8 protein-coding genes and 1 pseudogene are annotated in these 13669 nt (G+C 55.5%); 1 reads left to right on the top strand and 8 read right to left on the bottom strand.

The genetic code is table 11. The features are described 5' to 3' along the window. Window positions 1-32: 32 nt before the first annotated feature. The 8 genes and pseudogenes from rpoB to B2W96_RS05715 all read right to left on the bottom strand — a co-directional run bounded on the left by rpoB (window position 33) and on the right by B2W96_RS05715 (window position 12315). On the bottom strand, window positions 33-3752 hold the full coding sequence (gene rpoB, locus B2W96_RS05750) for a DNA-directed RNA polymerase subunit beta (protein ID WP_293009332.1): 3720 nt from the start codon (window positions 3750-3752) through the stop codon (window positions 33-35). Between the two features lie 348 nt (window positions 3753-4100). Continuing rightward, window positions 4101-4286, bottom strand: coding sequence for a hypothetical protein (locus B2W96_RS05745; RefSeq protein WP_293009331.1), 186 nt, complete (start codon window positions 4284-4286; stop codon window positions 4101-4103). Window positions 4287-4561: 275 nt separating this feature from the next. Next, a complete protein-coding gene (locus tag B2W96_RS05740; RefSeq protein ID WP_293009330.1) occupies window positions 4562-5872 on the bottom strand; it encodes a D-serine ammonia-lyase in 1311 nt (436 codons plus the stop codon). A gap of 244 nt (window positions 5873-6116) precedes the next feature. After that, entirely contained in the window at window positions 6117-8249 is a 2133-nt protein-coding gene (locus tag B2W96_RS05735; RefSeq protein WP_293009329.1) for a methyl-accepting chemotaxis protein, read from the bottom strand. Between the two features lie 160 nt (window positions 8250-8409). Further along, entirely contained in the window at window positions 8410-9519 is a 1110-nt protein-coding gene (gene ychF, locus B2W96_RS05730) for a redox-regulated ATPase YchF (RefSeq protein ID WP_293009328.1), read from the bottom strand. A 64-nt stretch (window positions 9520-9583) separates the two neighbouring features. Next, window positions 9584-9772, bottom strand: coding sequence for a tyrosine-type recombinase/integrase (locus B2W96_RS05725; RefSeq protein ID WP_293009327.1), 189 nt, complete (start codon window positions 9770-9772; stop codon window positions 9584-9586). A gap of 185 nt (window positions 9773-9957) precedes the next feature. Continuing rightward, a pseudogene (locus B2W96_RS11840) lies at window positions 9958-10200 on the bottom strand (site-specific integrase); the annotation flags it as partial. A gap of 942 nt (window positions 10201-11142) precedes the next feature. Continuing rightward, entirely contained in the window at window positions 11143-12315 is a 1173-nt protein-coding gene (locus B2W96_RS05715; protein ID WP_293009326.1) for an IS110 family transposase, read from the bottom strand. Window positions 12316-12662: 347 nt separating this feature from the next. On the opposite strand from B2W96_RS05715, the gene B2W96_RS05710 reads away from it, so the two are divergent. Beyond that, window positions 12663-13669, top strand: a 1007-nt coding sequence (locus B2W96_RS05710) for an IS256 family transposase (RefSeq protein WP_293009325.1), incomplete at its 3' end; no start/stop codon positions are given.

Genomic DNA, 13669 nt, shown 5'->3' with positions numbered 1-13669 from the left:
GTTTTCCGTGTGGATATCGCTCAAGCTCTGAATCACTTGTCGTCAAACCCGGCGTCCTCGCCCCCGCCTATGCCTACGTCTGCGCCGGCGTCGTCGGGAGCTTCCTCGATGTCAAACCCGGACTCCTGAAGCTCCGTCTCCTCCACCACAGGGTGATGGCGTCCGTCCTCGGCGTCCATGCGGGCCAGGTTAAAGGTGTCCATGGCGTCCTCGTCTTCCTTCAGCTCGATCTGGTTGCCGTTCTCATCCAGCACCCGGATATCCAGGCACAGGGATTGCAGCTCTTTCACCAGCACCTTAAACGCCTCCGGCACGCCGGGCTCGGGTACGTTGTGGCCCTTGACAATGGCCTCGTAGGTCTTCACACGGCCCGTCACGTCATCGGACTTGACGGTGAGCATCTCCCGCAGGGTATATGCCGCGCCATAGGCCTCAAGCGCCCACATTTCCATTTCGCCGAAGCGCTGGCCGCCAAACTGGGCCTTGCCGCCCAAAGGCTGCTGGGTCACCAGAGAGTAAGGGCCAGTGGACCGGGCGTGAATCTTGTCGTCCACCAGATGATGGAGCTTCAGGAAGTACACATAGCCCACGGTGACCTTATTGTCAAAAGGCTCGCCGGTCCGTCCGTCAATCAGTACGCTTTTGCCCTCGGGGTCCAGCCCCGCCTGCTGAAGCATATCGGTGATGTCGCCTTCGTCGGCTCCGTCGAAAATGGGGGTGGCCACCTTGCAGCCAAGAGCATGGGCGGCATAGCCCAAATGGACCTCCAGCACTTGCCCGATGTTCATACGTGAGGGCACGCCCAGAGGGTTCAGCACGATGTCCAGCGGCGTACCGTCAGGCATAAAGGGCATATCCTCCTGGGGCAGAACCCGGGAAACCACGCCCTTGTTGCCGTGGCGTCCGGCCATCTTGTCGCCCACCTGAATCTTGCGGCGCTGGGCCACGTACACGCGAACCACCTGATTCACGCCCGGCCCCAGTTCGTCGCCCGCCTCGCGGGTGAAGACCTTCGCGTCCACCACGATGCCGGTTTCGCCGTGGGGCACCTTCAAAGAGGTGTCCCGGACCTCACGGGCCTTTTCACCGAAAATGGCCCGCAGAAGCCGCTCCTCAGCGGTGAGGTCCGTCTCGCCCTTGGGCGTGACCTTACCCACCAGAATGTCGCCGGCGTGAACCTCCGCGCCGATGCGGATGATGCCGTTTTCGTCCAGATCCTTCAGCGCATCCTCGCCCACGTTGGGGATGTCGCGGGTAATCTCCTCGGGGCCAAGCTTGGTATCCCGGGAGTCGATTTCAAATTCCTCGATGTGGATGGAGGTGTACATATCCTCCCGGACCAGCCGCTCGTTCAGCAGCACCGCATCCTCGTAGTTGTAGCCTTCCCAAGTCATGAAGCCAACCAGAATGTTCTGGCCCAGAGCAATTTCGCCCTGCTCGGTGGCGGGGCCGTCCGCCAGAACGCTGGGCGTGATCTCCCTGCCATCGGCGTCAAAGCCGGGACCGTGGACCCGCTCGCCCACATCCACAATGGGGCGCTGGTTGATGCAGGTGGTGTGGTTGGAGCGAAGGAACTTCACCAGCTTATAGTCCTTCGTCACGCCGGAGTCGTACTTCACGGCGACATGCCGGGCATCCATGGACGCGACCACGCCGTCGCCCTCCGCCAGCACCACCACCTCGGAGTCGATGCAGATTTTGTGCTCCATGCCGGTACCGACAATGGGAGCGTGGGGTTTGAGCAGAGGCACGGCCTGCCGCTGCATGTTTGCGCCCATCAGGGCGCGGTTGGCGTCATCGTTGGGCAGGAAGGGAATCATGGCCGTTGCAATGGAAACCATCATTCGGGGGGACACGTCGATATAGTCCACCCGCTCCCGGTCCACTTCCACGATTTCGTCCCGGTGCCGTGCGGTGATACGCGTATTGATGAGGCAGCCGTCCTCGTCCAGAGGCTCGGCGGCCTGACCGACGATGTAGTTGTCTTCCTCGTCGGCGGTCATATAGGTGATATCCCTCGCCACGTGGAAGCTCTCTTTGTCCACCGCGCGGTAGGGGGCCTCAATAAAGCCGTATTCATTGATGCGGGCATAGGTGGAGAGATAGGAAATCAGGCCGATGTTGGGACCTTCCGGCGTCTCGATGGGGCACATACGGCCATAGTGGCTGTAATGCACGTCTCGGACTTCCATGTTGGCGCGCTCGCGGCTCAGGCCGCCGGGGCCGAGGGCGGAAAGACGGCGCTTGTGGGTCAACTCCGCCAGCGGGTTCGTCTGGTCCATGAACTGGCTGAGGGGGCTGGAGCCGAAGAACTCCTTAATGGCGGCGGTGACGGGCCGGATATTGATAAGACTTTGGGGCGTGACGATGTCCATATCCTGAATGGTCATACGCTCACGAATTACCCGCTCCATCCGGCTGAAGCCGATGCGGAACTGATTTTGCAGCAGCTCGCCCACGCACCGCAGGCGGCGGTTGCCCAGATGGTCGATGTCGTCCCGGTTGGACACATTCCGGGCAAGGCAGTTCATATAGTTAATGGAGGTGAGGATATCGTCGATATTGATGTGCTTGGGAACCAGCGCGTCCCGATGGAGACGAATCTGCTCCTTCAGCTCCTCGCCGGAGTACTGGTCCAGCAGCTCCTGAAGTACGCTGTACCGCACCCGCTCCTTGATCTTGCACTCAGTCAGAGGGTCAAAGTCCACAAAGTGCTTTAGGTCGCACATGCCGTTTCCATAAACCTTCATAGGTTCGCCGTCGGCAATAATGCTGACCTCGCTGACGCCGCAAGCGTCCAGCCGTTTGGCCTCCTCCGCAGTGAGCAGGTGTCCGTCCTCAAACAGGATTTCTCCGGTGGAGGGGTCCGCCACGGGCAGGGCCAGCTTATATCCGGTGATTCTGGGCCACAGGCACAGCTTTTTATTGAACTTATACCGGCCCACGATGGACAGATCGTAGCGCCGGGGATCAAAGAACAGATTGTTCATCAGCGTCACGCAGGCCTCCACCGTGGGGGGCTCGCCGGGACGAAGCTTGCGGTAAATCTCCAGCATGGCCTCTTCATAGGTCTTGCAGGGGTCCTTTTCAAGGGTCGCCAAAATACGGGGATCATCGCCGAACCGGGCGAGGATCTCCGCGTCGGTCTTCATTCCGAGAGAGCGCAGCAGGCAGGTGACGGGCAGCTTCCGGTTTTTGTCAATCCGGACCCAGAAGCACTCGTTTGCGTCCGTCTCGTACTCCAGCCACGCGCCCCGATAGGGAATCACGGTGGCGCTGAGGATGGGAAGATCGGTCTTGAGGTCAATCTCCTTGCCATAGTACACGCCGGGAGAGCGGACAATCTGCGAAACCACAACCCGCTCCGCACCGTTGATGACGAAGGTACCGCCGTGGGTCATCAAGGGGAAATCTCCCATGAAGATCTCCTGCTCCTTGATTTCCTCCGTCTCCTTGTTGCGCAGGCGGACCGTCACCTTCAGGGGGGCCGCGTACGTGGCGTCGCGCGCCTTGCACTCCTCCACATTGTACTTGGGGGCCTCGTCCATCTTATAGTCGATGAAGGTCAGCTCCAGATTTCCCTGATAGTCGGCGATGGAGCCCACGTCGGCAAAAACTTCCCGCAGGCCCTCGTCCCAGAACCACTTGTAAGACTTCTTCTGAATCTCCAGCAGGTTGGGCACAGGCATGACTTCTTCGTACCGGGCAAAGTTCTTACGAAGGGTCTTTCCGTAATACTTGTCTTTGGACATCTCTGATTCACGCAGCCTTTCTGTCCGCTCCTCCGGCCCTGTCCGACCGGGAAGAGGACTTTAAGTTGTAAGCGGGCAATCAAATCGACACACCCGGATGGGTTGTTAAAATTTCATTGCTCGCTCTTGCTTTTTTATAGGAACTATGCTATCTTAATAACAGTAAATAAGAATGGGGTGGTATCTGTGCTGTCCATAAAGCACCTCATCATATCATTTTTATCTCCGCCTGTCAAGGCGGTTTTTCTATTTTAAGGGTGTTTCTGCGGCATTTTCACCCAGCACGGCTGGAAAATCCTTCAAAAATGCAAAAACGGGCCGCCCTTGGTAAAAGGGCGGCCTGTTTTCTCAGGTGTAGAGCTGCTCGTCGTTGTAATCGTCGTATTCGCTGCCAAAGCGCTGATCCATCCGCTTTTTCAGGCCGCTGTATCCCACGCTGAGATCGTGCCAGCCGCCGATCAGCAGGCAGACGAACGCCGCCAGAGCCAGACTTGCTCCCACAATTTTCATCACCATGCGTGCGGTTTTACTCATATCGTGTCCTCCTTTTACGGGTGCTTTTGACTGCTTCATCAATGAACCTTGAACTGCCTTAATATGATACACCAGCGGGGAAAATATTACAAGTGCGGCGCCTCACAATTCTTTTCTGCGGGAATGTTTTGCTGAATTTTTTGTCAACTTTCACAGAAGCCGCCCATCCGTCTCTCCTTTGGATGAAAGTCTTCTGTGCAGGACGACATAGGACGCAGCGCAGTCAGCGCGCCAAATCGGCACGGCAACATCCATCGGAATGCCTTCCCACCGTCTTACAATCGCTTTGCCAGATACTCCTTCCGCGTAAGCGCGGGCACCAGCCGTCCCCCGGTGGCCCAGAGAATGTGAGACGCGTTCTCCATCTTCCCGATAAGTCCGTGGGCCTTCAGATAGCTCTGCGCCGCCGGGAACCGGGCAAGACCCCGATAGCCCGCAAAGGCCGCGCAGGCAGATGGCTCGATAAAAAGCTTCTCTGCGGCGTGGAGCGCCCGCAGATCCTCGTACAGCCGCCCGTCCGCCACGGTGAACTCCCCGGAGAGGGTGTACTCCATCACGTCGCACACCAGCTTCGACGGGCGGGCCACCGCCAGTCCGTCCGCCTCTGTCACGCCGGTGAGGCCCGCATCCTGTACGCACACGCCGTCCTTTTCCCCCGTTGCAAGTCCCAGCAGCATACAGGGACACTGGACCGGCTCCGCGAAGAACACATGGACATTGTCTCCGTACAGCAGCTTCAGTCCGTAGGCCACGCCCCCCGGCGCGCCGCCCACGCCGCAGGGAATCGTAACGAACAGGGGGTGATCGTCGTCCACCTCTACATCCTGCGCTGCAAGCTGCTCCGCCAGCCTGCGGGCAGCCACGGCATAGCCGAAAAACAGGTTTTTTGAGTGCTCATCGTCCACAAAATAGCTCATGGAGTCCGCGTCGGACAGGGCGCGGCCCTGCTCCACCGCCTTGCCATAGTCCCCGTCATACTCCCGCACGTCCACGCCCTTTTGCCGCAATAAGTCCTTTTTCCACTGCCGTGCGTCGGCGGACATGTGCACCACCGCACGGTAGCCCAGGGCAGCGGCCATGATGCCGATGGAAAGGCCCAGATTTCCCGTGGAGCCCACCTGCACCGTGTATTTTGCAAAAAAGTCCCGCTGCTGGGCAAGAGCGGCATAATTTCCGTCTGGGCGAAGTAGCCCCGCTTCCAGAGCCAGCTCCTCCGTGTGCTTGAGTACCTCGTAAATCCCGCCCCGCGCCTTGACGGAGCCAGCCACCGCCAGCTCGCTGTCCAGCTTTAAGAACAGCCGTCCCGCCGGAACCCGCTCCCGCCAGCTCAGCTTTTCCCGCAGAGCGGGCAGCTCCCGCAGGGGCGACTCAATCCGCCCGCAGTCCGCTTCTGTCTCGGGAAACAAGCTGCGCAGCAGCGGCGCGAAACGGTCCAGCCTGTCCGCCGCGTCGTCCACCTCGCCCGGCTTCACAGGAAGACCGTCCGCCACGGCGGCAAAAGGCTTCTTTTCAGGGTTGATCCAACAAGTCTCCGCTGCCGCCAGCACATCCCGCAGCGCCGGGTCCTCTTTCCAAGCGGCGTTCATATGGGTTCCTCCCCGCGCAGACAGCGCCGCGCCCGCTCAACCAGCTTGTTCATCCGTCGCCCTCCTGTATGAAATTTGTTGTTTCCTTTCGCCCCGCGCAGTCCCCGAATATTCTTTGGGTGGCGCACGGCAGCCCCGAAGGTTTCTCTCTCGTCATTATAGCATACCCCGTTTTCCAAGGGAAGCGGAAATCATTTTCGCAAAACGGCCCCCGCGCTTGTTGCGCGGGGGGCCGTTTTCTATCTTAATACTTTCCCGCGAAAGATGGAGACGGGGCTCTTGCGTAAGACACCGCCGAAGGCTCCTCCCGGCTCTCAACAGCCGAAATAGGGACAAACTGCTCTTCTCTCAGCTTGAACTGGCCCACCAGCTCCCGCAGGGTCTGTGCCTGAGCGGACATCTCCTCGCTGGAGGCCGCACTCTCTTCGCTGGTGGCGGAGTTGTTCTGCACAACGCCGGAAATCTGATCGATACCCTGAGAGATCTGGGCGATGGAGGCAGCCTGCTGCTGCGCAGCGTCTGCAATTTTCTCCACCATCTCCGCCGTGGCCTGGGAGCTAACAGCCGCCGCATCCAGATTTGCGGCTGTGGTGTCCGCAATGCCGGTGCCCTTGGCAACAGACTGCACCGCAGCCTCAATCAGCGCGGCAGTGTCCTTGGAGGCAGCGGCGGATTTCCCGGCAAGGTTGCGCACCTCGTCCGCCACCACCGCAAAGCCCTTGCCCGCCTCGCCCGCTCTGGCGGCTTCCACGGCGGCGTTCAGTGCCAGGATGTTCGTCTGGAATGCAATATCCTCAATGGTTTTGATAATGCGGCCAATCTGCTTGGAGTTTTCGCTGATTTCGTCCATGGCGGACACCATGTCCTTCATCTGCCGGTCGCACGCCTGCATCACCGTCCCCGTCTCGTCCACCTTGCGGCGGGCCTCCTCCGCATTTTTGGAGGTTTCACCGACCTGAACCGAAACCTCCGTCACGGTGGCCGCCAGTTCTTCCACAGAGGACGCCTGCTCGGTGGCGCCCTGGCTCAGCGCCTGGGCGCCCGCAGCCACCTGCTCGCTGCCAAGAGCCACCTGGTCGGCGGACAGGCCGATCTGGCTCATGGTTCCGTTCATGCGCGAAACCATGTCCCCAAAGGAGGCCAGCATCGGCGCAAAATCGCCCCGATACAGTTCGGTATTGGTGCTGGAAACCGTCAGGTCGCCGTGGGCAACGCCGCTCAGTCCCTGTTCAAAATCCCGGATAATCCCTGAAATCGTACTGGTGATAGAGGCCGTGGCCTCCGCCAGGCGTTTTGTCTCGTTCCGGGTGCGAACCTCCGGCACCGGCGATGCCAGATCCCCCTGCGCCAGCAGCTCCAGCCGCTGGGTGCATTTTGCCACGGGGTCGCCAATCCGCTTGGACACCCGCAGGGCAACCACCACAGCCCCCACAATCGTCAGCACGATCAGCACCATGGTAATGAAAATCGCCCGGAAGGTGGAGCCCATAAAATCATTCACAGGCGCGTTGATGGCAAGGCTCCAACCGTCAGTGTCTCCGATGGGCGCGTAAGACAGGAACTTGGTCACGCCGCCGTAGGTATACTGCCCAAAGCCGGCCTCGCCCGTTGTCATCTTCGTCTCCAGTTCAGCCAACGCCGCAAGGGAGGCGTCCGTCTTGGCATCCTCAATGGTGTTTTCCTCATTGATAACATTGTCCATGTTCCGGTGGGCAATGGTGGTGCCATGCTTGTTCAGCATATAGGCGCCCCCGTTTTCGCTGACATGAATTTCGGTCACGATATCATTGAGAAACGTCTCGTTGGGAACGAAATACACCACGCCGACCACAGAAGTTCCGGAAACGCCGCCCTTCCAGATGGGCGCGGCGACAACCACGGTCATGGCCCCGGTCTTATTGCTAATCAGAGGGTCGGAAACCCATGCATTGCCCGCTTTGGCCTGCTGGAAATACTCCCGGTCGGAATAGTCGATCCCGTCGAAAATGCTCTTTCCATCCAGATTCAGCACATTGCCCCGCTGATAGCCGTGCTCTCTCGCCCGCTGGTCGATGATGGCCTGCTTGTCCTCCTTCGTAAGGGAATCGTCGGACAGCCGGGCCACGTAGCCGGTTTCCACGGCCACGTTTTTGATGGACTCCAGCTCTGCCTGCACCTTGTCGGCCGCCACCTCGGATATCTGCTCCATGGTCTGCTCCAAGGTATCTTGCGTGCTCTGGAAAATCAGGAACGAAGTTAGCGTTCCCAGCAGAATGACAGGAATGGCAGCCAGAATGCAGATTGCCCGCATCAGTTCCTTTCGAATTGTGCTCTGCGCCTTTTCCCTCCCGTTAACTTGACCATCGGATTGGTCTTTCTTCTTAATCACCCGTTTCATAAGCATTCTCCTTCTTTAACCCTCTTCTATCTAAGCCGCACGGCGGCCAATTTATACATCTGTCGCCCGTCCCAAAGCAAGCGGCCTGCGCGGAGAATTGCTTTTCTCCCGCACGGCCGGAGACTCTCCGGCATTTGTCCCCGGTGATTCCGCAGGAAGCTTACACGTTGAAGCGGAAATAGATCATGTCCCCGTCCCGGACCACATAGTCCTTGCCCTCGCTGCGCAGAAGGCCCTTCTCTCTGGCCTGATTGACCCCGCCGCAGTTCACCATGTCCTCGTAGGCGATGACCTCCGCACGGATAAAGCCCCGCTCGATGTCGGTATGAATTTTTCCGGCGGCCTGAGGGGCCTTTGTCCCCTTCCTGATGGTCCATGCGCGGCACTCGTCCTTTCCGTAGGTCAAAAAGGAAATCAGGCCCAGCAGTGAATAGGAGCATTTGATGAGTCGGTCCAGCCCGGATTCCTCCACGCCCAGCTCCTCCAGAAACAGCTCCTTCTCCTCGCCCTCCAGCTCCGCGATGTCCTGCTCCAGCCGGGCGCAGATGGGCAGCACCTGACTGCCCTCCCCCTCGGCAAGCGCCTTCACCTGCTGATAATACTTGTTTTCCTCTAGCTTGGTAAAGCCCGTCTCGTCGGTGTTGGCGGCGTAAATCACGGGCTTCAGGCTCAAAAGGTCGGCGGTGGCAATCATCGCCAGCTCGTCCGGCTCGCAGTCATATGTGCGGGCAGGTTTGCCCGCGTCCAGATGCGCCGCCAAAGCCCGGAACACCGCCTCCTCCCGCAGGAATTTCTTATCACCCTTGGCCGCCTTGGCTGCCTTTTCCGCGCGGCGGTTAACCATGTCAAGGTCCGCCATTACCAACTCCAGATCAATGGTCCCGATGTCGCCCAGCGGATCCACCGGCACATTGGTCCCCGCGTCCGCCACCACGTGCATGATGTTTTCGTCGTCAAAGCAGCGGACCACATGGACAATGGCGTCCGTCTCCCGAATGTTGGCCAAAAACTTATTGCCAAGGCCCGCGCCCTGACTTGCGCCCTTCACCAGCCCCGCAATGTCCACAAATTCCACGAGGGCGGGAGTTTTCTTGTCCGGCTCATAAATCCGAGCCAACTCGTCCAGCCGCTCGTCCGGCACGGCCACCACGCCCACATTGGGCTCGATGGTGCAGAAGGGATAGTTGGCGCACTCCGCGCCCGCGTTGGTAATCGCGTTGAACAAAGTGCTCTTGCCCACGTTGGGCAGGCCCACAATTCCGAGCTTCATAGAATTTTAATCTCCTTTGTTTTCAATGGTTTGCGGCATTTTGGGAGTGGCGGCTACACCATCTTTACTCCACGCTGGCAGTTTGATAGGATTCAAATTGTCGAACGCCATTCAATAATGAATCGTCTGTTACATGAACATATCGATCCATAGTCGTTTTAATACTTGCGTGTCCAAGCAGCTTTTGCAGCACTTTGGGCTGCATGCCGCTCTCAATTGCTCTTGTGGCGTATGTGTGTCGGAGGGTGTGCATAGAGAAACGTTTGATACCGGCTTCGTCGCGTTGTGCGACCTTTTCGCAGTCTCCAAAAACCTCTGTTGTTCTTCTATTGTAAGATATTTATTATCCTCCACAGCACGAATCGGTTTTGTATATCTTACACCATTCATTGGGTGTTTTGCAATCAAATCGTTCATTAAAGCAGACTTGAGCATAGCCCCCATCGCAATATAGACCTGACGAATCGTAGAACCTGCGTATTTATCTCCCATCTTATTCAAGACCATTTTGCAGTGCATAGGCTTAATCTCTGCCAACAGCATACTGCCAATAACAGGTTGGATATTATGGATGTACCGCTCTCGATAATTTCTCCGAGTGTTGGGGGCCAAATCTCCCACAATGTTATCAATCCAGTATTCAAACCATGTGTCCAAGATTATATCTGCCGGAGCAAACATATTATCATGTCTATCCGCATACCTTGCGTCTTCCAGCCAGTTACGAGCCTCCGCAAGTACGAAGAAGTATTTTCCTTGGCGCTTACCATGCTTATTTACGAATCTGGCGTAAAATCTACCATCTTCTCTTTGGCCAATGCCTGTTCCGCATTCCTTCCCTTTCAGGCTTTTATCCACTTATTGAACTCCTTTCCCATTAAGAGAAAAAAGGCCAATGCAATATATTAAATTTTAACACAATGGCTTCTATTTCTCAAGAGTAGTCATTCATATAATTAATTTTTTGCGGATAAACTCTTCGAATTTCTTTCATTTCACCAGCTTTTTTTATCCAATATTAAAGAGCAAACGGGCAATTTCGTACTTTTCATTTTCTATATCCACTTTTATTTCTCCTCTCTAGTGCATCCAGAAAGGACAGCCAAACAAAAGGTTGCGTAGCACTGCCAAAAATAAAGCATTCTAACTTTAGACTCATCATCAGCCCATTTCCTGCGCCATTTTTCAGCCGCGTATTTGCAGGCTGCCGCTATGCGGCATATCATCTGTGGGTGAGCTCGGCAAATGCTTTGTGGCACACTGTCCGCAGATCCTGTATAACTTCCGATGAAGATCGATGAAATTATCAAGGTACAAAAAAGGCACATAGGGTCGGCAGCTTGGCCGATTTTCCTATATGCCAATAAACAGGTAGTAATTTTCATGTTTTTGCATGATGTAAAAAATAATGGACGCATTTTTGTGCGTTTCCTTTCCGATGCTCATCAAATTTCCCAGAATTGTAAATACCGTCAAGTTTGTATGTTGTCAGCAGGCGATAAGACTAACTATTAAAAGTCAAGCCCCAAAGCCAGGAGAAACGGTGAATTGGCAAGACGGCAAGAGAAGCGTAACTACAAGGGCGTCCAGAAAGGCGCCCTAAACAAGCGAGAAGGGGAAAAATTAAGCTACATGATAAATCTGCCCGGATTTCTCCATGGCAAAGATCAAACGCACGAGTTTTTTTGCCGCATGAGAGATGGCAACATTATAGTGTTTTCCTTCGGCACGTTTCTTAGCAAGATAGGCAGCAAAAGTAGAATCCCAAAGGCAAGCGTATCTTGCTGCGGTATAAATTGCGAACCGAAGATAGCGCGAACCACGCTTTTCCATGTGAGCATGGCCGCTTATGTACTGGCCAGATTGGTAAATAGACGGTGAAAGGCCAGCATAAGCAAGAATCTTATCTGGAGAATCAAATTGGGAGAAATCGCCAATCTCGGCTAAAATCATGGCTCCCATGCGTGTGCCAATACCAGGGATGGTGATAATGGGAGAATGGATTTCAACCATCATAGCTTCAATCTGCACTTCAATCTCGCCGATCTCCATATCCATCTCTTGAATGAGGCGAATGGTATGTTGCAGTTCCAAGGACTTTGCAGGCATTCTGGAACCAACAGATTGTCTGGCAGCATCACGAATCTCAATGGACTTATCTCTGCCGTAGCGGCCTTTGGAGGCGTCCGCAAGGATGGTTTTTAAGTGCGTCAGGTTGCAGGCGGCAATCTGGTAAGCACCGGGCAGTTCGCTGAGAAGCGCATAAACAGCCGCCCCGTGAAGTGAAGGAACCAATTTTTCGAGTTCTGGGAAGAGAATATTGACCAGCCTGGCGACAGACTGTTTGAGCTTAGCACGTGCCCGGACTTTGTCAAAACGGTATCGCGTGAGCGATTTTAGCTCTTCGTTGTGGTAAGCTGTGTCCGTGTAGGACTTGAGGTTCACATCAGACATGAGCATAGCTGCAATTGTTCGTGCATCCACACGGTCTGTCTTGGTCTTTCTAAGGCTTAGGCTTTTCCGGTAAAGATTGGTGTGCAAGGGGTTAATGACAACGCTGTCCAGGCCATTGTCCAGAAGGAATCCAAGAATGTTGTAGCTGTAGTGTCCGGTAGCCTCAAGCCCTACCTTTATTTTCTCGGATTTTCCGGCACAGGAACGGATCTTCTGCAGTAAGCATTCAAAGCCGGCTTTGTTGTTGGTAATGGTAAACACCTCGGCAAGGACTTCGCCTTCTAAGCTGATGATAAAGCAATCATGCTTGTCCTTTGCAACATCGATTCCAACGAAAACCATTACAATACCTCCGGAGTGAACTATTTGATGCTGAGTCCACAGGACACTTTGCTCTTGTAACCTCGTTCAAAATAAACCGTCTGGCGGTATCTAACTAATTAACAATACTGCAAAGGGCTGTGGTTGGAGCCTTATCGAAACCGTCTACGCGGTAGTAGAATAATACCAATCCACAGCATCCCTTACAGTGTAGCACAAGACCCTGGAGATCGTCTCTAATCACTACTACTCTATAATACGAGGTAGAATAAGTTGCGCAAATTGAAAAAGGGATAAAAAGAGACACAGTTTGCAGTCTTTGATAGAATGAAGTACCCACACACCATTCTGAGAGGAGACAGCAAACCATGTCCGAGAAAATTGTACAGCTAAACGAGGAAGTAATCAAGGGGCAAATCAAGGAATTAGTCCGTGGGAGCGTGGAAGAAACGCTAAACGGCCTGTTGAAAGCTGAGGCAGAGAAGCTGACACAAGCCGCCAAATACGAGCGCAGCGAGGAGCGGCAGGCGTATCGCAGCGGCCATTACCAGCGCAACCTTACCACCACCTCGGGCGATGTGACTTTGCATGTGCCTCGGCTGAAAGGTGTAACCTTTGAGACGGCAATTATTGAGCGCTACCGCCGCCGGGAGAGCAGCGTGGAGGAGGCGCTTATTGAGATGAATCTGGCCGGCGTTTCTGTGCGCCGCGTGGAGGATATCACAGAGGCGCTCTGGGGCAGCAAGGTATCTCCCTCAACCATCAGTGAGCTGAACAAAAAAGCCTACGTCCACATTGAGGACTGGCGCAACCGTCCCTTGCAGGGCGGCAAATACCCGTATGTATATGTAGATGGCATCTATCTGCGCCGAAACTGGGGTGGAGAGTACGAGAATGTGGCCATCCTGGTAGCGATCGCGGTGAACGAGGACGGCTACCGTGAGGTTTTGGGCGCTGCCGAGGGGATGAAGGAGGACAAAGCAAGCTGGATCAGCTTCTTTCAGTGGCTCAAGGGACGCGGACTTGAGGGCGTAAAGCTCGTGGTTGGAGACAAGTGTCTTGGCATGCTGGAGGCAGTGGGCGAAGTCTACCCCGAGGCCAAATACCAGCGCTGCACCGTCCACTTTTACCACAATATCTTCTCTGTTGTTCCGCGTTCCAAGAGGAAACTGGTTGCCAAAATGCTCAAGGCTATCCATGCTCAGGAAAGCAAGGCTGCGGCACTGGCAAAGGCCAAAGATGTGATTGCTGCCTTGAAAGGCTTGAAACTGAAGGAGGCCGCCAAAAAAGTTGAGGACAGTGTGGAAGAAACGCTTACTTACATGGCGTTTCCCTTTGAGCATTGGACGCGTATCCGCACCAATAACGCCATTGA

Origin of the sequence: Oscillibacter sp. UBA6647 (genome assembly GCA_002455655.1) — a bacterium.
Classification (GTDB): Bacteria; Bacillota; Clostridia; order Oscillospirales; family Oscillospiraceae; genus Oscillibacter.
The sequence above is the reverse complement of the archived record's forward strand: the minus strand, read 5'-3'. Positions and strand labels throughout refer to the sequence as shown.

What these genes read in the sequence shown, in the direction of transcription:
- rpoB (WP_293009332.1), bottom strand. Translation starts at nt 3,752, where the DNA reads ATGTCCAAAGACAAGTATTACGGAAAGACCCTTCGTAAGAACTTTGCC.
- B2W96_RS05745 (WP_293009331.1), bottom strand. Translation starts at nt 4,286, where the DNA reads ATGAGTAAAACCGCACGCATGGTGATGAAAATTGTGGGAGCAAGTCTG.
- B2W96_RS05740 (WP_293009330.1), bottom strand. Translation starts at nt 5,872, where the DNA reads ATGAACGCCGCTTGGAAAGAGGACCCGGCGCTGCGGGATGTGCTGGCG.
- B2W96_RS05735 (WP_293009329.1), bottom strand. Translation starts at nt 8,249, where the DNA reads ATGAAACGGGTGATTAAGAAGAAAGACCAATCCGATGGTCAAGTTAAC.
- ychF (WP_293009328.1), bottom strand. Translation starts at nt 9,519, where the DNA reads ATGAAGCTCGGAATTGTGGGCCTGCCCAACGTGGGCAAGAGCACTTTG.
- B2W96_RS05725 (WP_293009327.1), bottom strand. Translation starts at nt 9,772, where the DNA reads ATGCACACCCTCCGACACACATACGCCACAAGAGCAATTGAGAGCGGC.
- B2W96_RS05715 (WP_293009326.1), bottom strand. Translation starts at nt 12,315, where the DNA reads ATGGTTTTCGTTGGAATCGATGTTGCAAAGGACAAGCATGATTGCTTT.